The 23,246-nt window shown below is 41.0% G+C and carries 17 protein-coding genes; 7 read left to right on the top strand and 10 right to left on the bottom strand.

Annotation, left to right across the window (positions count from 1 at the left end):
* Positions 1-3: 3 nt before the first annotated feature.
* Complete coding sequence (locus tag H8S90_RS21580) at positions 4-915, bottom strand: PfkB family carbohydrate kinase (RefSeq protein ID WP_187339866.1); 912 nt, start codon at positions 913-915, stop codon at positions 4-6.
* Positions 916-1,174: 259 nt separating this feature from the next.
* On the opposite strand from H8S90_RS21580, the gene H8S90_RS21575 reads away from it, so the two are divergent.
* The 7 genes from H8S90_RS21575 (at position 1,175) to H8S90_RS21545 (ending at position 8,975) form a co-directional block, all read left to right on the top strand.
* The gene (locus H8S90_RS21575; RefSeq protein WP_187339865.1) at positions 1,175-2,233 is read left to right on the top strand and encodes a substrate-binding domain-containing protein; all 1,059 of its coding nucleotides are present in this window, start codon (positions 1,175-1,177) and stop codon (positions 2,231-2,233) included.
* A 174-nt stretch (positions 2,234-2,407) separates the two neighbouring features.
* Positions 2,408-2,782, top strand: coding sequence for a hypothetical protein (locus tag H8S90_RS21570; protein ID WP_222852157.1), 375 nt, complete (start codon positions 2,408-2,410; stop codon positions 2,780-2,782).
* Positions 2,783-2,812: 30 nt separating this feature from the next.
* Positions 2,813-3,985, top strand: a complete 1,173-nt coding sequence (locus H8S90_RS21565; RefSeq protein ID WP_187339863.1) for an acyl-CoA thioester hydrolase/BAAT C-terminal domain-containing protein — start codon at positions 2,813-2,815, stop codon at positions 3,983-3,985.
* Between the two features lie 312 nt (positions 3,986-4,297).
* Positions 4,298-5,656 (top strand): Gfo/Idh/MocA family protein, encoded by a 1,359-nt coding sequence (locus H8S90_RS21560; protein ID WP_187339862.1) that lies wholly within the window; start codon positions 4,298-4,300, stop codon positions 5,654-5,656.
* 4 nt (positions 5,657-5,660) lie between these two features.
* Complete coding sequence (locus H8S90_RS21555; RefSeq protein ID WP_187339861.1) at positions 5,661-6,971, top strand: sugar MFS transporter; 1,311 nt, start codon at positions 5,661-5,663, stop codon at positions 6,969-6,971.
* A 47-nt stretch (positions 6,972-7,018) separates the two neighbouring features.
* Positions 7,019-8,215, top strand: coding sequence for an N-acetylglucosamine-6-phosphate deacetylase (nagA, locus tag H8S90_RS21550; protein WP_187339860.1), 1,197 nt, complete (start codon positions 7,019-7,021; stop codon positions 8,213-8,215).
* Positions 8,196-8,975, top strand: a complete 780-nt coding sequence (locus H8S90_RS21545; protein WP_187339859.1) for a glucosamine-6-phosphate deaminase — start codon at positions 8,196-8,198, stop codon at positions 8,973-8,975. The genes nagA and H8S90_RS21545 overlap by 20 nt, the downstream gene beginning before the upstream one ends.
* A gap of 1 nt (position 8,976) precedes the next feature.
* Here the strand turns inward: H8S90_RS21545 and H8S90_RS21540 are convergent, their stop codons facing one another.
* Genes H8S90_RS21540 through H8S90_RS21500 form a run of 9 tightly spaced genes read right to left on the bottom strand, consistent with a single transcriptional unit; the run spans position 8,977 to position 22,929 of the window.
* On the bottom strand, positions 8,977-10,689 hold the full coding sequence (locus H8S90_RS21540) for a GMC oxidoreductase (protein WP_187339858.1): 1,713 nt from the start codon (positions 10,687-10,689) through the stop codon (positions 8,977-8,979).
* The gene (locus tag H8S90_RS21535; RefSeq protein ID WP_187339857.1) at positions 10,690-12,195 is read right to left on the bottom strand and encodes a PQQ-dependent sugar dehydrogenase; all 1,506 of its coding nucleotides are present in this window, start codon (positions 12,193-12,195) and stop codon (positions 10,690-10,692) included. It lies immediately after the preceding gene.
* Between the two features lie 50 nt (positions 12,196-12,245).
* Positions 12,246-13,646 (bottom strand): Gfo/Idh/MocA family protein, encoded by a 1,401-nt coding sequence (locus H8S90_RS21530; protein ID WP_187339856.1) that lies wholly within the window; start codon positions 13,644-13,646, stop codon positions 12,246-12,248.
* Between the two features lie 26 nt (positions 13,647-13,672).
* The gene (locus H8S90_RS21525) at positions 13,673-14,968 is read right to left on the bottom strand and encodes an enolase C-terminal domain-like protein (RefSeq protein WP_187339855.1); all 1,296 of its coding nucleotides are present in this window, start codon (positions 14,966-14,968) and stop codon (positions 13,673-13,675) included.
* Positions 14,961-16,040, bottom strand: coding sequence for a dihydrodipicolinate synthase family protein (locus H8S90_RS21520; RefSeq protein WP_187339854.1), 1,080 nt, complete (start codon positions 16,038-16,040; stop codon positions 14,961-14,963). Before H8S90_RS21520 ends, H8S90_RS21525 begins: the two co-directional genes overlap by 8 nt.
* Before the next feature lie 16 nt (positions 16,041-16,056).
* Positions 16,057-17,073 carry an NAD(P)-dependent oxidoreductase gene (locus H8S90_RS21515; RefSeq protein ID WP_187339853.1) on the bottom strand — a complete coding sequence of 339 codons (1,017 nt, stop codon included), beginning with the start codon at positions 17,071-17,073 and terminating at the stop codon, positions 16,057-16,059.
* A gap of 17 nt (positions 17,074-17,090) precedes the next feature.
* Positions 17,091-18,356, bottom strand: a complete 1,266-nt coding sequence (locus tag H8S90_RS21510; protein ID WP_255501688.1) for an Nramp family divalent metal transporter — start codon at positions 18,354-18,356, stop codon at positions 17,091-17,093.
* Between the two features lie 17 nt (positions 18,357-18,373).
* Complete coding sequence (locus tag H8S90_RS21505) at positions 18,374-19,846, bottom strand: RagB/SusD family nutrient uptake outer membrane protein (protein WP_187339852.1); 1,473 nt, start codon at positions 19,844-19,846, stop codon at positions 18,374-18,376.
* An 11-nt stretch (positions 19,847-19,857) separates the two neighbouring features.
* Complete coding sequence (locus tag H8S90_RS21500) at positions 19,858-22,929, bottom strand: TonB-dependent receptor (RefSeq protein ID WP_187339851.1); 3,072 nt, start codon at positions 22,927-22,929, stop codon at positions 19,858-19,860.
* Between the last annotated feature and the right edge of the window lie 317 nt (positions 22,930-23,246).

Raw genomic sequence — 23,246 nt, 5'->3', positions numbered from 1 at the left:
AGATCAGGAAACTTTTTGGATGAAATCCTTATCGTGATTTCGTAGAAAAACTTGTGCTACATCTTCAGCTCTTCCAGTGAAGGGACCTGAGTTCTCTATTTTTATGGTTGACATTGCTGCTGCAAATTCTCCCGCTTCCTGTACTCCTTTACCAGCAATAGTTTTGTAAAGGTAACCCGCCATATAGGTGTCTCCACAACCAGTTGCGTCTATTATCTCTAATGGAGGGTACGCTGGTATAGTATAAAATATGTTTTGTTTGTAGATAATGGAACCTTTACTTCCCAAGGTAATAACTACTTCTTTTACACCAAGGTTGGCCAATCGTTTAGCTCCTTCGAAAATATCTTTCGTGCCAGTAAGCGTTTCCATTTCAAATTCATTTGCCTTTAAGATATCCACATACGGCAATGCTTCCTTTTTTTTACCCCAGTCGTTGTAATATACTTCTTTATTTTTTATTGTTCTCAGATAGCCTTGAATATCCAAAGACACCCGTCCTTTTGTCGATAAATATTTAATTATTTCTACGGGGATATCTTCTTCCAATAAAGGGCCTAAGTGGAATATCTTAGCATTTATATCGAGCAGGTTTTTCATGTTGAATGGGTCTGCTTGCTGAGATACTCTCTGCGTGCGGTGATCTTGGTTTTTGCTATAAATGTTTTCAAAATAAACCGTATGTTTACTGGGCAACACCTTAACTTGCATCTTCTTATGTTGCATAATATCCGCTATGTATTTTTCTTTTTCACCCAGGGCTGTTACCAACTTGAACGACACATCAAAATTTTTCAACGCATTTGAAAAATAAAAGGAGGTGCCACCGGGCATCCGTTTTGTAGTTGAGGGTGTGATCACCGTATCAAGGGTGATATGACCAATGCAACAGATATCAAATATCAACGTCTTCATTCACTAGTAATTTAGTTTTTCTGCTTTTGTCTATAGTTTAACGAGCTATTTATCGTCATAAAGGCAAATTCTATTGCATTGAGAGCAAAGCAAAACCCTGCAAATGTACTTAATAGTGAAAATAATTGAATAATATTTTGATAAATAAATTATGGCTTGTGTTTTTCTTATCGAATCTTAAATACAAACACCGTCTGTTTAGGAAAATCGTTAAATTGTTTTAATTTTAGCAAAATGATATTTTAAGTGATGTATAAAGATGTATAAACCTGTAGAAAAGAAAGATTTTGGAGTGAAGGAAATAGCCCGGCTGGCAAATGTTTCTATTGCCACCGTAGATCGTGTGTTACATAATCGTAAAGGAGTTTCCGAAGCAACAAAAAAAAAGATTAACGATATTATCAAAGAGTTTGATTACAAACCTAATGTGATAGCTAGTCGGTTAGCTTCGAAAAAAACATCCAATTTTGTAGTGCTAATCCCGAGATCAACGGAGACCGATTTTTGGGAAGCGCCTATGTTGGGAGTTGACCGCGCGCTTAAAGAGTTGAAACAATACGGCATAAGGGTAACAAGTTATTTTTTTGATTTAAATGACAAGAAATCGTTTGTTAAACAAGTTGAATTGATGATGCAACAGCCGATAGACGGCATATTAATGGCGCCGTCGTTCATTGATGAAGCATTGGAATTAATTGATATATGTAGAGAAAGAAAAATTCCTTATGTGTTCATCAATTCCGATATTCCCAGACAAAACAGCGTTTGCTACATTGGCCCACACCTTTTTTGCAGCGGTTATCAAGCCGCCCAGCTGATGGATTTTGCAGTGAAAAAAGGAAAATTATTAGTAGTGAACGTATCTAAAGAGATTGATCAGTACCATCACCTAGTCCGTAAGGAAGAGGGGTTTAGAGCTTATTTTGAAAAGAACAACCGATCTTTGGAGATTGTAAAGATTGACGTTAAGAAAACAGATCGGGTGTCTGTCGAAGAAGCTTTGGATCATGCGTTTAATCAACACAAAGAAATAGAGGGGGTTTTTGTTACAAACTCAAGAGTGTCGTCGGTAGCACATTATTTTGAAGTAAATGGCATTAATAAGCTGTTGATTGGATATGACTTTTTACGTGAGAATATTAAATATCTTGAGCTTGATATCATTGATTTTTTAATATGTCAAAAGCCTGAAGAGCAAGGGTATAGAGGAATCATGACCTTGTATCGATACATTGTGTTAAATGAACGAGACATTAAAGACCGGTTTATGCCTATTGATATCGTGACGAAGGAAAACTATCGTTTCTATCACAATTAAAAAGTTTAAGTAGTGAAAAAAGATTTGTAAGTTGTTTTATTTTTGTATATTGCGGTAACGTAACCGTTTTTACAAGCCAAATTAAGATCCATAGTTAGGATAGATTAATAAGAAAAAGCTGGAAATACGAGTTGTTTTATTTTTATTGCGTGTACGTACACGATAAAATAAGGAATGATAAAAATCATGAAAGATATGCTTAATCGTCGACATTTTATTAAGAATGTCGCTTTGGCTGGGATATCAGTTAATTTTATAAACGAGCCGATTGATTTACTTGGAAAGTTCACATGCGCTGAAGGTATGCGAGTAGGGATTATCGGGTTAGATGCTTCTCATAGCATTGCTTTTGATACAAAAGGTGTTCGAGAGATTGGGCCATATAAAGGATATCAACCTCTTTTAGAAAAAATTGTGAAATTTTTTGGAACAATTGTTCCTCCAGTAAGCAAGCAAGAAACGTTGGAAATTTTGGCTTTTATAGAGGCTGCGGATATCAGTAAAAAATGGGGAGGAGAAAGTGTAGCGTTAGCTGAAGTAATGAAATAAATACTTGTTAATCAGTAAAAAAATCGATTAATGTTATTCCAGGAGTTTACACGGCAGATATACGTTATTTGTTACTTATGGACAGTTGTATTCATAAGTTGTACGACTGATCTAGCGGCACAACAGCGATCAATTAAGTGTTTAGGTAATGACAGCGTTTGGAATATATTAACCCCTTATTTCTGTGCGCCCGACTCCTTAAAAGATAGAAAAGGAAACTATAGATCAGTATTTGACAACTATGATAGTAAGCAGGTGCAGCTAAAAGCGAACTGGCGGGAGCGTAGAATGAAAATTAAGAAAAAGTGGCATTCGATGATGGGGGTGTGGCCGCCACTGCTGGAAAAGCAATTGTTCGAAATAATAGATACGATCGATAAAGATACCTATTATAAGCATCTAGTAAAATTTTATTTGACTCCACAAGAACAGACAGAAGCTTACCTGTTAGTGCCTAAAGGCCAAGGGAAGAAACCCGCCGTTATTACAGTTTTTTATGAGCCGGAAACAGCTATTGGTGAAGGGAAACCCAATCGTGATTTCGCATTACAACTAACAAAAAGAGGCTTCATCACACTATCCGTTGGAACAAAAAATGCGTCGGAACGACAGGAGTTTTCGTTGTTCTATCCCACTATAGAACACGCGAAAGTGCAACCTCTTTCCATGCTGGCTTATGCTGCTGCGAATGCCTATCATGTATTGGCTAACCACATTGAAGTAGATGCGTCCAAGATTGGCATTATCGGACATTCATTTGGAGGAAAATGGGCTATGTTCGCCTCCTGTCTGTTTGACAAATTCACCTGCGCAGTGTGGTCAGATCCAGGTATTGTTTTTCAGCAGGATAGAGCTTCTGTTAACTATTGGGAACCTTGGTACTTAGGTTATCATCCAAAGCCATGGCGAAAGAGAGGTTTAATAACAGCGAGAAATCCGGCAAAAGGGCTATACCCACAACTAATTTCTGAAGGGTATAACTTACATGAGTTACATGCGTTAATGGCTCCGAGGCCATTTTTAGTATTAGGAGGGGCGGAAGATCCGATTGAAAGATGGGTTGCTTTGAATCATACAATAGCGGTTAACAGATACTTGGGGTATGAAAATAGGGTTGCAATGATCAATAGACCGAACCATGAGCCAAATAGAGAATCAAATGAGATAGCTTATTTGTTTTTTGAATATTTTTTAAAGGAATGATAGTAACGAAGGCAATGTGTGGCTAGATTTTATATTTAATAGGTATGGGTATATATAAGTGATTTATGCGAAAATGACGCTTTGTTTAATAAGTGGTACGGGAAAAGAAATTAATATACCATTTTTCTCGGTTTTTGTATGGATTGTAAATACTTACTACCTCGTTGATAGTTGGTAATTACTCGATTAGACGGTACGATTATTAAATCTATTCAATATAGATTTAATATATCGTGTTTATTTTTAGTAGATTATAGATTAACTTCGTTAGAATGATTTAGATTAATAAAGATTGTGTCTTATAAATTAATTATGATGAATAAAACAAGAAGAACACGTAGAGAATTTATTAAAACCGCTACTGTGGGAGCTACAGCTGTTACTTTCGGTGGAATACTTCCAGGTTTTACCGCAAGGAGTTATGGGCAGATTATGGGATCGAACGAACGTATCAAGGTAGCCATGATGGGGGTCAACGCTAGGGGGTTAGCTTTGGCAAACAATTTTTCCCAACAACCTAATTGTGAGATTACCTTTGTGTGCGATGTGGATAGCAGAGCCGCAGCAAAATGTATCAGTCAAGTAGAGAAAAATCAATCAAAAAAGCCGGAAGCGGAGCCTGACTTTAGAAAAACATTGGACAAAGATGAAGTGGATGCACTGGTGGTAGCTGCACCTGATCATTGGCATGCACCTGCTGCTATTCTTGCTTCTAAAGCTGGTAAACATGTTTATTTGGAGAAACCGTGTAGTCACAATCCTCATGAAGGTGAATTATTGATCGAAGCGGCAAAAAAGTATAAAAATGTTATCCAAATGGGGAATCAGCGACGCTCTTGGCCGAATGTTGCCGTAGGTATTGCCGCCTTACATGATGGCATTATAGGAAAGCCGTATTTCGCCAAAACATGGTATACCAATAACCGGAAGTCAATTGGTATAGGAAAAGAAATTGCGATTCCGGAGTGGCTTGATTTTGATCTGTGGCAAGGGCCTGCGCCAAGAGACGCATACAAGGACAATATCATACATTATAATTGGCATTGGTTCTGGCACTGGGGTACTGGCGAAGCGCTTAATAATGGTACACATATGGTTGACTTAGCTAGATGGGGCTTACAGGTTGATTACCCTAGCAAAGTTACTTCTGCCGGTGGTAGGTACCATTATAAGGATGATTGGCAAACTCCTGATACGCAGATGATATCGATCGAGTTTGGAGATCAGGCGATGATTACCTGGGAAGGACGTAGTTGTAATGGACGGTCAAACGAAGGGGCTAGTGTTGGTGTCATTTTTTATGGAGAAAAAGGTTCCCTGGAGATTCAGGGTGGTAATGCTTACACTGTTTTTGATCTAGACAACAAAGTGGTGAAAGAAGTGAAGAATGAGACCGGCATTGATACCAGAAACTTAACCAATCCCTCGCAGGCGCTGGATGCTATCCATATCCAGAATTTCTTCGAAGGAATAAAAAATGGCACGCAGCTTAATGCGGATATTGTTAGTGGACACATCAGTACGTTACTAGTGCAATTAGGAAATATCGCGCAAAGAAGTGGTGGACTTTTAAACACGGACTCTTCAAATGGCCATATTTTGGATAATCCCGAAGCAATGACATTATGGCAAAGGGAATATGAGCCGGGTTGGGAACCAACTATTGCATAGGAAGATGGAGAAAATAGCTGTTAATGCACTTTCAAAAAAACAGACGACCATTTCTATACTGATCATTGGTTCGATGTTTTTTATATTTGGATTTATTTCTTGGGTAAATGCTATATTAATCCCTTACTTTAAGATAGCTTGTGAATTAACTCATTTTCAGTCATATCTGGTAGCATTTGCTTTTTATATTGCTTATTTTGTAATGTCAGTCCCTGCTTCCTACTTGTTGAAACGTGTTGGGTTTAAGCAAGGTATGATGATCGGTTTCTTCGCAATGGCTTTAGGTGCTTTCATATTTGTTCCTGCTGCTTTTACTCGTACCTATGAGATTTTTTTGGTCGGTTTATTTACGATTGGTGTTGGTCTGGCCATCTTGCAAACAGCAGCGAACCCATATATTACTATATTGGGCCCAAAAGAACGTGCCGCGCAACGGATAAGCATCATGGGCATCTGTAATAAGGGCGCAGGGATTTTAGCTCCAATTTTATTTGCCGCTGTTATTCTCAAGCCGACTGATCAGGCACTCTTTGACCAGTTGGATCAATTATCACCTTTGGATAGAGCGTACGAGCTTGACGCATTAATCAGAAGGGTGATCACTCCTTATACCGTGTTGGGCTTCTCGCTTGTACTAATAGGTTTAGGTATTAAGATATCTCCTTTGCCCGAAATTAATACGGAGGAAGAAACCGCGGAGATTGCTGCCGCAAATAGTGATAAGCATAGTATTATACAGTTTCCATATTTGATTTTAGGGGCTGTGGCCATATTCATACACGTTGGTACCCAGGTGATTGCTATCGATACAATCATCAATTATGCGGGATCGATGAATGTACCCTTACTCGAAGCAAAAGTATTTCCCTCTTATACGCTGTTTGTAACTATATGCGGTTATTTGTTGGGAATCATTTGTATTCCAAAATGGATCAGCCAGGTTAACGCTTTTCGCATATGTACCGTTCTCGGTGCCTTACTTACCTTATTGATCGTATTCGCCAAAGGAGACATTTCTTTATTAGGTCATCAAACAGATATTTCCATTTGGTTTGTGGTACTACTGGGCTTTGGGAACTCACTTATTTGGGCCGGTATTTGGCCCTTGGCACTGGATGGTTTGGGGCGCTTTACCAAGCTCGGTGGATCTCTACTGATTATGGGGCTTTGCGGAAATGCGATATTACCTTTGATCTATGGTCATTATGCGGATATTTACGATTTGAGGACCGCCTACTGGGTTTTATTTCCCTGTTACCTATACCTTATCTTTTATGCGATAAAGGGGCACAAAATTAGAAGTTGGACCAAATAATTTTCAAAAATTTAGATTTAAGCCAAAGGGCTGATATAAAACAGTATATGACAGAACAGACGATAAAGATATATAACGGAAAATTAATAGGCATAAACCGAATAATAGAACATGCGGTTATTGTTTTGCGTAATGGAAAAATAGACATGATAGCACAGGGAGATATCACTATTCCCGACGCTATAACGATAAACGCTCAAGGGAAATATATAACGGCTGGGTTCATTGATATTCATGTGCATGGGGGCGGCGGTGCTGATTTTATGGATGGAAATGTGGAGGCATTTCTCAAGGTCGCAGAAACACACGCAAAATATGGTACAACGGCAATGGTTCCCACAACATTGACCAGTGATAAAGCGCATCTGTTGGAAACGCTTCGGATATATGATGAAGCTCATTTACAGAACACGAATGGTGCGTCTTTTTTAGGTCTGCATATTGAGGGACCCTATTTTTCCATGAATCAACGGGGTGCCCAAGATCCGAGGTATATCCGCGATCCGGACCCTAAAGAATACAAAGAAATATTACACGCTTCCGATGCTATTGTACGATGGAGTGTTGCTCCGGAAAAAAAGGGTGCTATTGCTTTCGGACGGTATCTTCGTCAACACGGCGTTATTCCTTCTATAGCACATACAGATGCTATATATGAAGAGGTTATTGAGGCTTTCGAAAATGGCTACAACTTAGCTACGCATTTGTATTCAGCAATGTCCGGTGTTACAAGGAAAGATGCATTTCGCTATGCGGGGGTTATAGAGAGCGCCTTTATCATTGATGAGATGGATGTGGAAATTATTGCGGACGGTATCCATCTTCCAGCTCCTTTATTAAAGCTTGTTTATAAAATAAAGGGACCTGATAAAATCGCTTTGATAACCGACGCTATGCGTGGAGCAGCGATGCCTGCGGGTCCCAGTATGCTGGGTAATATCAAAAATGGCTTACCTGTGATCATCGAAGATGACGTCGCTAAACTACCGGATAGAAGTTCTTTTGCTGGCAGCGTAGCAACGACCAATAGGTTGATTAGAACGATGGTGCAGCTTGCGGATATTTCATTGACAGAAGCCATTAAGATGTTAACCTATACACCCGCACGTATTATGGGCGTAACAGATAAGAAAGGTTCCCTTGCAGTAGGCAAGGATGCCGATATTGTGATTTTAGACCAGGATTTTAATGTACATCAGACCATTATAAAAGGAAAAATTGTATATGATAGCGCACAAAGTTGATCAATTGGAAGTTCAAGTAAACGTTAATCGTAGCGAACTGGGTAGAGCTGCTGCTGCTGATGTGGCAGAAAAAATTTTACAGTTACAGCAAGGAGACAAGCTCTTGAACGTTATTTTTGCCGCAGCCCCTTCTCAGAACGAGTTCTTAGCTGCTCTGATAGAAAATAAAGCCATTAATTGGAATAATATTCGTGCTTTCCATATGGATGAGTATGTCGGTTTGCCAGCCTCCGCGCCACAGCGCTTTGGTAATTTTTTACATCGGCATATTTTTTCGAAAGTGTCTTTCCGCGAGGTACATTATATCGATGGAAGTGCGGAACGTATGGAAGAAGCATGTAGAGCATATGCCGAACTACTCGATCAGTATCCTCCGGATATCGTTTGCATGGGAATAGGTGAAAATTGCCACATAGCGTTTAATGACCCGCCCGAGGCAGATTTTGAGGATCCAAAGCGCGTGAAAATCGTTAGCTTAGACGCGGCATGCAGACGTCAGCAAGTTAATGATGGTTGTTTTGAACGCTTAGACCAAGTGCCTTTAAGAGCCATTACACTAACAATTCCGACACTTATGGGAGCTGCGCACATTTTTTGTATGGTTCCTGGAGCTACCAAAGCTTCGGCGGTTAAAAATACGTTATCTGAAAGGGTATCTACTGAATTTCCATCAACGATATTGAGAACACACCGAAGTGCACGCCTGTATTTAGATAAAGAAAGCGCTGAGTACTGTTTGGCAAACAAGATGGGTGTTTAAATTAAATATTACCTTTTCGCCATTCTTCTACAGCGTAATTTGCGGCTCTTGCGCTCAACGCCATATAGGTTAAGGAAGGGTTTTGGTTACCTGTAGAAGTCATACATGCGCCATCGGTTACAAATACATTCTTGCAATGGTGTAACTGGTTCCATTTGTTAAGTAGAGAAGTTTCGGGGTGATTTCCCATTCTAACACCACCCATTTCATGTACTTCGAGCCCCGGATTTCGATAACCAATGGCCTGCTGGTCTGTTGTGCGGATATCTTTGCAACCGGCTTTTCGTAGCATGGCACTACCTTCTTTTAAGAAATCTTGTAGCACTTTATCATCATTTTTCGTGTATTCAACGGATGTAATTAAAAGCGGAATACCCCATTGGTCTTTTTCTGTCGTGCTTAAGCGTATATGGTTTTCATAAATAGGAACAGTTTCTCCCTGCATCATCATAGCGATCATCCAATCTCCGGCCTCGGTCAGTTCGTTTTTCAACTCCCGGCCGATGCCACCCACAGGTCTATTCCAATTTGCTCTACTTGCGCTAAAAGCAACCATATAACCTCGTAGAAAATCGGTTTCCTGACCATAAACATTTCTAAAAGAAGGCATAAACAGTTGTGTAGGTCTCCTTCCATAATAATAGCTGTCAGTAAAGCCTTCGAATTTAGCGGTAATTCTACCTCTATAGTTGTGAAAAGCAATATATCTTCCCAAAAGTCCGTTGAGATTACCTAGTCCATCAGGGAATTTGGGTGATTTCGAATTCAATAAAATGAGATTTGTATTTAAGGTAGAACCGTTCACAAATATAAATCCTGCACGATAAATAGTTTCCTTTTTTGTATGCGTATCTATAGCTTTTACACCCGTTGCTTTATCAAGTTGTTCGTCATAAATAATAGAAGACACAACCGTGTCTGGCAATATGGTAAGGTGTCCGGTTTTTTCGGCCCAAGGTAGAGTAGAGGCATTTGAACTAAAATATGCACCAAAAGGGCAGCCTCGTTCACATAAAGATCTCGCCATACATTTCGCTCTTCCTTGTTCGCTGTGAATAGTTTTGGGTTGCGTCACATGTGCGCATCGACCCATAATAATGGGCCGGTCGGGGTAGCTTTGACTGATTTGTTTTTTTAAATGCTGCTCCACAACATTCATTTCGAAGGCAGGTAGCACTTCACTATCGGGCAAATTATCCAAGCCATCTTTATTACCTGAAATACCCACGAACTTTTCAACATGGCTATACCAAGGGGCGATATCCGCGTAACGTATCGGCCAGTCGACTGCAAAACCATCACGCTGTGGTGCCATAAATTCATAGTCGCTCCAACGTTGTGTTTGTCTGGCCCATAAGAGCGATTTGCCACCAACCTGATACCCTCTTATCCAATCAAATGGTTTTTCCTGAATATAAGGATGGACCTGGTCTTTGACATAAAAATGTTCAGTAGATTCGTTATAGGCGTAATGCTTACTGATGACAGGATTTGCTCCAATCATCTGTTTTGTTTTGGTATTACGGTGATCAAAGTCCCAAGGGTTTAACATAGCAGTGGGATAATCCTCAATATGTTTTACCATCCGTCCGCGCTCAATTAATAGGGTTTTTATCCCTTTTTCACAAAGTTCTTTGGCTACCCAACCACCACTTATCCCTGAGCCAATGACGATAGCATCGTAGGTGTTTTCCTTTGTATTATCGATGTTCATTTATTTGTAATCCTTTCTATGCTGTTTTACCTGTTGACTTGAAATACCTGTTTGCTGAGAGGTGAATTTTCGTCTAACGTAGGTAAGTATAGCAGCTAATTCTTCGTCTTCTAAAAACGAAAAGTTAGGCATTTCTTTGTTGCCTTCCAAAACTAATTTAATGAATTTTGTTTGATTGTTTTCCACAATAGTGTTCTCCACAAGGGAAGGGTATATAGCTGGAATTCCACGTCCATCCGGTTTGTGACAGGACAAGCAATAATTTGTATACAGTGTTTCTCCATTACTGAGGGAAGTGTTTTGTACGACTGCCTTCGCGTGCAATATGGAGTCTTTATTATTGGTTTTTCTGTTCAGCTTGGAAATCCGGATAATCTTGTCGTCCGCTTCTTCGGCAATTCCATTAGGATTCCAATCCTTATTGCTGGTTGAGAAATACACTTCGCCTTCAGGGGACGTACAGATCGCGCGGATCCTACCAAATACCTGCTGAAATATAGGATAGTCAACCGTTATTTTATCTTGGTTTGGATTGAGCTGTAAGACCCGGATACTATTGCCTTTCAAGGTCGCTAATAAAAGACTGTTTTTCCATTCAGGAATTGTAGCATAATTATAATAAGCTAGTCCTGCTGGAGCAACAGTTGGTGTCCAGGCAATCAGCGGTGAAACTACAGGCGTGTCCCTTGCAAAATGTTTTTCCTGTTCGCTATCTACATAGCCTTCTATTGTTGGCCACCCGTAGTTTTTCCCCTTTTCTATGCGGTTCACTTCATCGTCAGTGGCGTCTCCGTGATCAGAACTGAAGAGCTTGTTATTTTCAGTGTAGGTCAAACCCTGTGGGTTGCGTAAGCCCCATGCCCAGACGGGGTTATTTGGAAGGGGATTGTCTACGGGAATGGAACCGTCAATATGATAGCGCAGTATTTTTCCGTTGACGGACAGTACGCTTTGTGCATTCCCATTTTGCGCACCGTCGCCTGTTGCCACGATCACTTCGTCCTCCGGGGATATGATAACCCTCGCTCCAAAATGTGCTTTCCATGCTGGGTATTCTAAGAAAACCAAGGGATATAACAAGGAATCTTCTTCATAGGTATAGCGTACTACCCTAGAAACGTTCCTTTTACTTGTTTTTCGGGCGGTATAAGTGATAAAAACATATGGTTTCTTAGCAAAATCTGGGTGCAAAGTCATTCCCAACAGGCCTGACGTCCTTTCCTGGAAGACGTCGGTCAGTTCGAGCATCACTTTTTGCTCACCGCTTTTTAGATCTAATCTGCTTATGCGACCGAATTGTTCGGTAAACCAAAGGTGACCATCAGTATCCAGGGCGATCTCCCAAGGTACACATAGACCTTTTGCTATGGTGTCAATACGAAGAATGGTAGAATCTAATAGATAAAGATACTTCGAACTGTTGAAGGTATTTTGTTCGCTACCACTGTAAATCCATATGACGAGAAGGGTGCCTAATATGCCAAGTGTGACAATAGCTTTTTTCATGTATGCGTATTTTCAGTCATGTTGCCGGTATTTCATGAACGGTCAAAATCTTATAGTTTGTAAGGTTCGCGGTATGCGTAATGTAACCGTTTATTGGCTTCATCGTTATCAATAAAAACCTCCTTTTTCGGATCCCAGTGCAGTTGTTGTTTGAGTTCCAGTGCGATATTGGCTAAATGTGCATAAATAGTAGAGTAATGTCCTTCCAATAACGGGCAGCAGGGCGTTTCCCGTTTCTTTATGCAAGCTAAGAAATTCCGAACCATATTTTCTGTGATATTAAGTGAATGGCCTTCTGGTAAATTGTCTGCTGTCAGTTCAAAAGATTCATCTGTTAAGTAATCATTGTTCCATTGCTGAAACTGTCCTTCAGTTGTATGGTAAATTTTATATCCTTTATCACTGATATACATGGTACCCTTCGTCCCCCGGAACTCCAGCTCTCCATAAGGAAAAGGTTTGCCGCTAGATCCTTCATAGATACCTAGAGAGGCGATGGCACCTTTGGAAAATTCATAACAGATCTGCATGGTATCCGGAATTGTCCGGTCGTCATCGATCAAGTAATTGCCACCCATTGCGGAAACGGAGATAGGCATTGTCTCGTCCAGCATCCATCGCATCAGGTCAATATAATGTACTCCCCAATTTGCCATCTGGCTTGAATATGCCTGCCACCACCTGAATTTATAAGGAGCAATGTTATACTGATAGGGCTGGTAAGCGCATGGACCTAGCCATAGCTCCCAATCAAAATTTTCTGGCGGTATTTCAGGCTGTAATTTTCCGATACCGTTTGGAAACAGGTTGTTGAAAATATAGGCGCGTGTTGCGGTGATTTTACCGAGTTTGCCGGCTTGTATGATTTCCGCTGCTTTTCTGTGTACGATGGAGGCCCTGCGATGGAGACCGACTGTTACCAAACGATCACTCTGTTGTTGAGCCTCTAACATCTTTTGTCCTTCATAAACGGTCATACCTAAAGGTTTTTCAATGTAGACATCTTTTCCAGCGCGGATAGCGTCTATGGTTTGTATGGCGTGCCAATGATCAGGTGTTGATATACAAACGGCGTCAACATTTTTGTCGGCCAATAGTTCTTTGTAGTGTTTATACCGTTTAACATTAGTCGGTAGCTTTTCCCCCATTTGAGGTATCCTGGCACCATTTTCCTCTTTAAAGCGCCGATGCACCTTACTGTAATCCCTTAAAAGATAGGGTTCATAGATATCACATAAAGCAGTAACTTCACAATTGGCCTGTTCCATAAAAATGTCCAGCAGTTGGGAGCCTCTATTCCCTATACCGATAAAACCCATCTTTACTTTATCTTGAGGGGTTCCACTATTCATGGAATAGCCCGGTAAGGTTCCCAGACTGAGGACAGCTGCTAAGGCAGTGGAGTCTCTCAGAAAAGACCTTCTGGAATGTTGCATATCTACGTTTTTCATATTCTTTAGCATTTATTTGACAATCCTTATCTTTTGGTAAAATGTTCTTGATAATGGTCGGATTCTTTAAAAATACCACCGCTGTTTTCATAATAATCATCGTCCAATATAAAAACACCGTTTTTCTCACTTGTCCAACTCTTCCCGCAGAGCGGATGGTAGCTGCACATACGCTCCCAATTTTTATAGTTTTGCTGGCCATTGGTTTCTATCAATCCCATGCCAATATCAGGGAAAGGCCTGTACCTGCAAACCAGGTTTTTATGCCAGTCAACCAAAATAGGGTTCACCGTTAAGTCAGAAAATGCACAAGGAATATTTCGTTCATGTGCGATTTTGGCTATTTTAATGGATAAGCTTAGTGTTTTAGCTATTCCTTTCAATATAAAAGTTTGGTAACCTTGCTCTATCCGACGATAAGCGCTTTTTTCATCAACTATACTTTCGTCGCCGGCAATGCGAATTTCCAGATCAGAGATATCTTCTTCATTTGTTTCGGTAAAAGGTTCCTCATAAAATAAAATTTGTTGCCTGGCTCCGATATTTTCGGCATAATCTAAATAGCGCAGTAAGGTTTCCTTCTTTTCATACCGCCCGTTTGCATCCATGGTATACCGTATTTTGCCATCAGAAGTATAGGGAGTTTGGCAGTGCCTTAAGACCTCGTGGATCTGTAATAATCTTTCCGAGTCCCGCTGAAGCATCTGTTCCTGATCTCCGGGGAAACCTGTTTTAATTTTGAAAACAAAATAACCTTGTTTGGCAGCCTGTTTGACATCGTCTATAGGCATATTGTAGGGAATTTGATAAGCTATGGCAAGCCTGTTATTGCGATAGGAAAGTGAAGATTGATAGGCGTCGGGAAGAAGCTGATTGAAAGTTGTGAGTTGATTTTCACCGGCGTATACCAGCCACGCTGCATGATCTATACTGACCAAAGCATTCAGCATAAAGTTAATATGTAAGTCATCTTTATTGGTTAGCCGTTTGCCTATGGCCGTGATCTGAGGTAATATTTGTTCCTGTAAATGAATAGGATCAAAAAATAGCGTCTTTTCGATGACACTTAAAGATTCCTGAGTTAATTTATACATTAACGAGTTTCCGGCAGTTTCAGTATGCTTAGCGAAGAGACTAGCGTCACTGTATAACACACTCTGTGTGGACAAACCGAGGCCTGTGTAACCGTTGGCACTTGTTAATTGGCTTGCTACCTGCCATAATGCTGTGAGGTAATTTCCTTTGAATCCGAAAGAACGTATTAATTTCTCCTGCTCAAAACTTGACGCGCTATCTTCAATATCAATTAATGGTTTATTCATCGTAATCAGTTGGGTTTGTCGATAGAAATTTCTCCACGAAAGCATCATCGGTCAATTGTGGGTAAGCCTTACAGACACGATCGATTTCTGCTAATTGGCCTTCGGATAAGTTCTCTGAAACATCTAAACACCATCTACCTTTTAGTAAACCTTGTTTGCGTAACACTTCGTGTATCCCGGGAATACAACCATGAAAATCATGAGCAGGATCAAAAATGGCAGCATTCATATCGGTTATCTGCGTTCCTTTGGTTAACAGCTGAGCCACATTCTGATATCCGTTTGTCTTACATTGTTTAACTTCTTGAAGCAGTTCCACTGCCTTTTGTGTCCAAACCGCCCAATGTCCTAGTAAGCCCCCTACAAATTGTTTGGTAATATTTTTGCCCATTATGGGAAAGGTGTAGGATGTTAATAAATCGGCAACAATGTTATCGTCATTTCCGGTATATAACGCGATATCTTGCGGGCGACTGGAATGACAAACTGCCCGTACAACGTCTAAGGTTTGATAACGATTAAAAGATGCAACCTTTATGGCATGCACATTACGTATTTCAGCGAATTTTAACCAAAAATCATAACTTAGAATTCGCCCACCCACACTGGGTTGAAGGTAAAAGCCAAAGATGGGTATTACTTCCGCTATCCTTTTTATATGCTCAATAAGTTCTTGTTCCGACAAGCTATTTAAGCCGGCTAAGCTTACCAGTCCTAAATCATATCCATATTTACGGGCAATGGCTGCTTCCTTTAAGGCCTGTGTTGTTGTTCCACAAATACCGGCAACCTTTAAGAACAGCGCATCCACCACTTTTAATCCGATCTCATCCGCAGCTAATTCCAATACGCGTTCATATAGGTTGATTTTTGGATCCCGTATAGCGAATTGCGTGCTATGTACGCCTATAGCTATTCCCCCGGCGCCGGTTGCAAGATAGTAAGCCGTTAATTGACGTTGACGTTTTTCATCCAACTTCCTGTCGGCGTCTAAGGCAAGTGGATGCGCAGGGATAACTGTCCCTTCCAGTAATTTTTTTTTCTTATCAGGCGCTAGTTCTTGCTTGTTCATGATTTTTGTTCTGTTTTTAGAATTTCCCTGTTCTCTCCTGAAAATGTGTAGGTTTACGGACGGTGTTCTTCCCATCTTTCAGCCATTCGGCGGTGAGTGAGATCATTTGTTTTAGGGTAACCTTTGGATAACCAAATAATTGATGGGCTTGAGCGGCATTACTTAAAAGAGCTGTAGGACGCTCTTCGTTGATAAATTGTGGATCTTTGCCGAATAATAATCCAAATTGATTGGCTAACCATCTCACCGAAACCGTTTCGGGTCCGGTTATATTCAATATTTTTGCAGGTACTTCGCAATGAAGGAGGGAGCGCAAGGCGATTTCGTTGGCATCCGCTTGCCAAATCACATTTACATTTCCCATAGAGAGATCAATAGACTTTTGTTCCTGTACCATTTTAGCAACTTCCATCAACACACCATAGTGTAGGTCGATAGCATAATTAAGCCGGTAAATCAAGGTAGGTATTTGATATTTAGTGGAAAAATATTGAAACAAACGTTCTCTACCAAGACAAGATTGTCCGTATTCTCCTATCGGTTCGGGAACGTCTGTTTCACAGGCTCCACCTCTAACCACTGTAGAGAAGGGGTATACATTTCCAGTAGAAAAAGCTACGATGTTGGCATCTCGATAACGTTCGGCAACGCGCCCAGGTAAATAGGTATTCATAGCCCATGTAAAGGATTCATTGCCCGTCGTGCCAAATTTCTGCCCGGCTAGGAAAATGACGTTCTTGGCATCGGGCAAAGAAGCTAATTGTTTTTCATCTAGTAAGTCGGCTGCAATGGTTTCTATACCCGCGGCCTTTAAATCTTTTTGTGCAGACGGTTCAGAAAATCTGGAAACACCAATAACACGTTTTTGTTGGCCCGTATGGTCAATAGCCTGTTTTGCTAATTTAGCCATGCTGGGGCCCATTTTACCGCCAACACCCAGTAACAGGATGTCGCCATCGATTTTAGTAATATCTTGTAACAAATCCTCCGAAGGAGTATATGATTGTTGACTTAATTGCATTAAATCTGACATAAAAATATATTTATCGATTAAAAAAATAATTCTTGTAAATTTCTGACTGCTAATAATATAAGGATCATTAATCCAATTATTCCCCAAATTTTTGTAACCGTGTTATTGACTTGATATCCCATAATCCGTGGGTCACTGGAAATCAGATATATTGCTATACCAATGAATGGGACTAGGAAGATGGTTACACTTTGCGCCATGACAATCAGCTCCAGCGGCATCTTGCCAAATACAATGGCAATAACACTTCCGATAACCATGACCAAGGCGATAAAAAAACGGATGACCTTGGTGTCCAGTGCCCGACTAATACCAAAAGCGTCTCCTAAAAGCGTTCCGCCGATTGTGGCATTTCCAATCAGCGAAGAGAAAGAAGCGCCAAATAGTCCCAAAAGAAAAATATAAGAGGCGTATCCACCAAAAATAGGTTCTAAAGCTTTAGCCATATCCAAAGCATTCGTTACGGTAATTCCGTCGGCGTGCAACACCGCAGCTGCGGCAATCATGACCATGGCACTCATAAAGCCGAGTAGTAGGATGCCGATGATATTGCTGTTGCCATGCTGATCAGGACTTGTACGTAGTTTTCTTTTTTCCTGCACAAGATAGGCCTGGTAGAATGCCCCAACGATTGAAAAGCACGAAGCGAAGAAAGCAATGACCAATCCAACCGATTCCGACGGAATCCGTGGGATGAAACCGTCAACGATACCAGTGATATCGGGCTTTATGAAAAACAGCGTTGTGACAAACGCGAATAACATAAGCACAATCATGACAATCATCAGCTTTTCCAATACCTTGTAAAGGTCTTTCAGAAAAAGCAATCCGATGCCGATAATCGTAAACAATATAATCCACGGCGTGGCAGAAGTACCATTTATTTCTGCTATGGAAATGCCAACACCCACAGCATTTCCAGACTGAAAGGAAGTTGCGACAAAAAAAACACCGAGTCCAACGGCGACGGATATGCCTTTGCCCCATCGTTCACGGATGATATGTAATAATGATTTGGTCGTTGATAAGCCTATGCGATTTGTCATTCCTGTGAATATGATCATAAAAAACGTGGCTATCACGACGATCCATAGTAATTGAAAGCCATAGTCAGCACCCAATTTTGATGTGATTGTCATTTTACTAGGGCCAAACACCAGAGCAGCAGTAACAAGTCCGGGGCCGAGTGATCTTAACCAAAGCTGGGCGGTATGCTTGGTATTGGATTTCGACTTATCCGGTGTCATAGTGTGTTTAATTTCATTTTTTGTTGTTTCATTCATCGCTTACAGATCCTTGATTAATAACCTTCATTTTGAACTAAAACACCCTCGTTAGACTGCTCGATTTGCCGTTGTGGGATAGGAAAGAGCGTCATATAGGCTTGTGGATTAAGGCTAACGGTTACCGGGCTTTGGTTAGCATTATTGAATAAACGTTCTTCTTCCTGCATCACTTCCAGAAAAAGACCCGACCTTTTTAAGTCGAACCATCTTTCGTTCTCATAAGCGAACTCCAATTGTCTTTCTAAAAATAAGAGTGCTATAAAATCGCTTTTTGAGGTAATATCTGCCATGGTATAATCATGTTCATCATTACCAAAAGCCCTTTCCCGCACCGTGTTCAAGGCTTCTAAGGCAACAGGCAATTGCCCTAAATGGTAGGCTGTTTCTGCCTGCAGGAGAAGTACATCGGCATAGCGGATAATAGGTATATCCAAGCCGGACTGGCCTTGTGTATGTGCTACGGCATATTTATTTACGTAGGGATACCATATGGCGGGGACGTTCGGTGTATTGGGCGGAATCCACCATTCGGTTATGGTGACGTCTTTGCGGGAATCAAGTTGATGGTATTTTTTATGTAGATTCCATGAAGGTAAGGCAATTTCGTTACCGCGACTAGCAATGCCGATTACCCCTGAGTTTGGCAGGAAATCAGTCGATAAACTATGTCCATTTGAACCATCTATATAATTTAAAGAAAAAAGGGTTTCCTCATTATTTTCCGTGGCAATCTGCCATAAGGATGCAAAGTCCTCTACCAAGGAGAAAGTTGAACCAAAAGTGCCAAAAAATTCTTCCAGCTTGACATTAGCGTTGTCCCAGTCTTGTCGGTAAACATAAACTTTGATCAGGAGTGCCAAAGCAGCGGCTTTATTCGTTCTTCCGTTTTCAATCGCTTGTTTATTGGGTAACAGGTTAATAGCCGTTTCGAGATCTGCAATCACTAAAGAGAATATATCCTGCGCATCTGCTCTGCCAATATCTACGGCTTCTTCAACGGATAAAATGTCTGTTACCAAAGGTACATCGCCAAATAGCCTGACCAGATCAAAATAATATAGCGCCCGCATAAACCTTGCTTCACCTTCATATTGCGCTCGATCTTCTCCCTGATAGTCTGTAGGGCGGTCGATATTTGTCAATACGGCATTCGCCAGAAAAATCCCGTTATAGGTAGCTTCCCAAAAGTTGGCGATCAGTGGGTTTGTTGCGTTGACTGCCAGCATATCCATTTCCGGGGTGCCCTCGATCAAGGTGTTGCTTGCAAGGTAAAGATTATCTGTAGGGACTTCCAGAATGCGGTAATCTGTTGGCTTTCTACTTTGATAGCTATTATAAATACCTAATACAGCCAAGTCGATGTCTTTTGAGGTATTATAATAGTTTGTTTCTGTTAAAATGGATTCCGGGGTTGGATTCAGTAAGTTGTCGTGACATCCACAAAATAGTAGGAATAATCCCAGGTATGTATTGCGTAACTTTTTCATAAGAATATTCGTTAGAAGTTGACGTTTATTCCAAATGTATAAATCCGGTTGATTGGTTCTGATCCGCTGTTATAACCGGGAGTACTGTTAATACCATCAATTTCACCGGCCGTATAGCCCTCTGGGTTATAACCATGGAAATTTTTATCTGTCACCATTAGTAAGTTATTAATAGAGGTATAGAACCTGCATTTTCTCATACGGAGTTTTTTTGATAAATGTTCGGGGAGTGTGTACCCAAAGTTTAAGTTTCGGATAGATAAGAAAGAAGCATTTTCTACGTAAATGCTGGAGTTTGCCTGATATTCAAGTTGGCTAAGCGCGGCTGCAGGCATTCTCCCATCTCCGGCTTCATCTGCTGACCACCATTGTCCTTCCACCAACGAACGTCGCATAGCCCCAAGCACATTGCCTTGGTAGTACTGATTTTCAAAATTGTAGGTTTTTGCGCCAAGTGACGCTTGTATTGCAACACTTAAGTCAAAATTTTTCCAGGAAAAATCGTTCACCATGCCTAATATCATCTTAGGCATGTAGTGTCCTAAAGTGATACGGTCATCGGGCGTAATTCTTCCATCGTTATTGACGTCCTCATAAATTGGATTTCCTGGTTTTGATCCAGATAAAATGGGATTATTCTCTACATCAGCCTGATCTGATAATACACCGATAGCATTGTAGCCATAGTATGAGAACATCGGTTCTCCTAAACGTAAAAGCCAGCTCATCCCAAACCTATCCGTATAAATACGTTCTTCCAGTCCCCCGAGGTCAACTACTTTATTTCTGTTTCGGGCAAGATTGAACGAAGTGTTCCAAGTAAAGGGCCCCTGTAGGTTTTGTGAGGAAATTTCAAGTTCGATACCTTCATTGCGGATTTCGCCAATATTAGTAAGCCAGCTCGTGAATCCGGTGATAGCCGGTATCGATACATTATAGAGTAGGCTGGAAGTATTCTTCTGATAAAGGTCAACAATTATATTTAAGCGGTTCTGAAAAAGGCCGAGATCTAAACCAATGTCATATTCCTGTGTTTTTTCCCAACTTAAGGAAGGATTTCCCAGCGTTGTCTGCGCCTGTGCGTTTACCAGTTCATTGCCCGGTGAATAGTAAACACTTCCGATCTGTCCCAGATAGTCGAAATTTCCAATATTGAAATTTCCTGTTGAACCATAGCTTGCACGTAGCTTGAGATCACTTATGGTGGTCACATTACTCATAAAGCCCTCCTCAGAAATACGCCATGCAGCAGAAGCCGATGGGAACCAACCCCATTTGTTATCGGGTCCAAAACGCGACGACGCATCTGTTCGAATTGAAGCGGAGAATAAATACCTATCTTTGTAAGCATAATGTATCCTTGAGAAGTAAGACACCAATCCCCATTGTGTCTTGGAGGTTCTGGTTTGGGCAGGGTCAATGATTGCATTATTCAAGGTTTGGATAATATCATTATTGAATGATCCGGGCACCGCACCCATGGCAGAAGAACGGGAGTTGGTTTTTTGATAGGACGCACCTAGAATCGCATCAAAGTGATGATCGCCGAAATCTTTATTGTAGCTGAGCACATTTTCATTTAAAAGATTAATATGTCTGGCATCTGCAGCGGTTCCCGTAGACAGCTCATTGGTTGAACCCCAGGATGTGCGGAATCTGTCGGAAGTATTGTATTCAATTGTTGTACCTACCGAGGTTTTGAAAGACAGTCCTTCTGCAAGATCTATACTGGCAAACATTTCTCCAATAGTGGTCATGGCATCATCATAATAAAAAGACCCCTCCATAAAGGCCATGGGATTATTCTGACCCGACACCACTAGTCCCCAATAGTCACGCGCCCGTGGATAGCTTCCGTCGGGATTCTGTACGGGTACGAAAGGGGGGTACTTTACCAAGTCGATCATTGAGTGGGGCGACAAACGGTTACGGGTAAAATTGGGATTGATCATAAAACCCATATTGATTTTTTCATTCACTTTAACATCCACATTTGCCCGGGCGCCATAGCTTTTGAACCAGGTGTTTTTTAGCGTACCCTGTACATCTTTTACAATAGCCGAGGCATAGTATTTAACATTTTCCGTACCACCACTCACAGAGAGGTCATAGTTTTGGAAAGGCGCAGGTGATAACAATGCATCCTGCCAATTGGTATTGGCGTTATTCCGTAGTGCATCACTCACCTGGTATTGTGCGGGTCTCCGATCATCTCCCCATATCGGTATACTTGTATCTCCTCCTACATAAGCATATTCCCTGTTTTGATATTTAACGGCATAGGCATAATATGCATCCTTATCTAACCAATCTTTATGACCAATGGCATTGGATATTCCACCATTGACATTAATATTCAGAATAGGCTGGCCGGTTTTTCCTCTTTTCGTCGTCACAATAACAACGCCTCCTGCGCCTCTTGAGCCATAAATAGCGGCGGAAGAAGCATCTTTTAGTACTTCAATGGATTCCACGTCGTTCATATTGACATTGGCGAAGGAACCACCAGGAAAGCCATCGATGACAATCAAGGGGTCGTTACCGGCGTCAATGGAACCGGAACCACCTCTGATGCGAATGAGTGGGGCTGATCCCGGAGCGCTACGGGTTTGTGAAATATTGACGCCTGCAAGCCTGCCCTGAAGAGCCGTTTCCGGCCGAGCAAGCGGAATCTGTTCCAGGTTTTTATTTTCCAGTTTTGTTACTGCGGCTGTGACGGATGATTTTTTCATCGATCCGTAGCCGATAACTACAACTTCGTCTAATGCAGAGATATCTTCCAAGAGGGTAACTGTCAGAGATGTTTGGTTATTAACCACGACCTCTTGTGATATATAACCCACAAGTGAAAAAGACAATGTGGCTGAAGCAGGTGTGCTGATACGGAAACGTCCTTGCTCATCGGTGCTTGCAACAATGTTATTGATGGTATCTTGCACGGTGACCCCAGGCAAGGGGCGTGTGTCTTTGCCCATTACCGTACCCTGAATAGTTAGCGTTTGCGCATATAGTTTTCCAAAAAATAGGACGGGGAGCAGATAAAGCAAAATGTAGATTGGTTTTCGGAATAGCTCAGATCTCATGGCCTTAAGTTTTATATTCGTCACTTTTATTTGTTTTAACTATTATCTTTTGTAGGGAGGTTATACGCGTGTACGTACACGTGTATGGTTAAATAGTTATTCACCTACAATGATAGCCCTCAAATACATTAAACTACTACTAAATTTATAATATCGGTTACGTACACGCAATATAACTAATAAAAACAAACTATCAAATTTTTTTACGTTTATCGGCCTATCCTTTGTCTTTGAGATTTGTTTTTTATAGTGGAAAAAATTAATTTCGTACAACGAGCAAGCCGTTATAAACCTGATTGCTGTAATCCGCTGGCGAC

This window comes from Olivibacter sp. SDN3, assembly GCF_014334135.1.
Lineage (GTDB): Bacteria > Bacteroidota > Bacteroidia > Sphingobacteriales > Sphingobacteriaceae > Olivibacter.
This window is presented reverse-complemented; position numbering and strand designations above follow the sequence as displayed.

Coding starts and splice junctions, on each gene's coding strand:
- H8S90_RS21580 (WP_187339866.1), bottom strand. CDS start 915: ATGAAGACGTTGATATTTGATATCTGTTGCATTGGTCATATCACCCTT.
- H8S90_RS21575 (WP_187339865.1), top strand. CDS start 1,175: ATGTATAAACCTGTAGAAAAGAAAGATTTTGGAGTGAAGGAAATAGCC.
- H8S90_RS21570 (WP_222852157.1), top strand. CDS start 2,408: ATGATAAAAATCATGAAAGATATGCTTAATCGTCGACATTTTATTAAG.
- H8S90_RS21565 (WP_187339863.1), top strand. CDS start 2,813: ATGTTATTCCAGGAGTTTACACGGCAGATATACGTTATTTGTTACTTA.
- H8S90_RS21560 (WP_187339862.1), top strand. CDS start 4,298: ATGATGAATAAAACAAGAAGAACACGTAGAGAATTTATTAAAACCGCT.
- H8S90_RS21555 (WP_187339861.1), top strand. CDS start 5,661: ATGGAGAAAATAGCTGTTAATGCACTTTCAAAAAAACAGACGACCATT.
- nagA (WP_187339860.1), top strand. CDS start 7,019: ATGACAGAACAGACGATAAAGATATATAACGGAAAATTAATAGGCATA.
- H8S90_RS21545 (WP_187339859.1), top strand. CDS start 8,196: ATGATAGCGCACAAAGTTGATCAATTGGAAGTTCAAGTAAACGTTAAT.
- H8S90_RS21540 (WP_187339858.1), bottom strand. CDS start 10,689: ATGAACATCGATAATACAAAGGAAAACACCTACGATGCTATCGTCATT.
- H8S90_RS21535 (WP_187339857.1), bottom strand. CDS start 12,195: ATGAAAAAAGCTATTGTCACACTTGGCATATTAGGCACCCTTCTCGTC.
- H8S90_RS21530 (WP_187339856.1), bottom strand. CDS start 13,646: ATGAAAAACGTAGATATGCAACATTCCAGAAGGTCTTTTCTGAGAGAC.
- H8S90_RS21525 (WP_187339855.1), bottom strand. CDS start 14,968: ATGAATAAACCATTAATTGATATTGAAGATAGCGCGTCAAGTTTTGAG.
- H8S90_RS21520 (WP_187339854.1), bottom strand. CDS start 16,040: ATGAACAAGCAAGAACTAGCGCCTGATAAGAAAAAAAAATTACTGGAA.
- H8S90_RS21515 (WP_187339853.1), bottom strand. CDS start 17,073: ATGTCAGATTTAATGCAATTAAGTCAACAATCATATACTCCTTCGGAG.
- H8S90_RS21510 (WP_255501688.1), bottom strand. CDS start 18,356: ATGAATGAAACAACAAAAAATGAAATTAAACACACTATGACACCGGAT.
- H8S90_RS21505 (WP_187339852.1), bottom strand. CDS start 19,846: ATGAAAAAGTTACGCAATACATACCTGGGATTATTCCTACTATTTTGT.
- H8S90_RS21500 (WP_187339851.1), bottom strand. CDS start 22,929: ATGAGATCTGAGCTATTCCGAAAACCAATCTACATTTTGCTTTATCTG.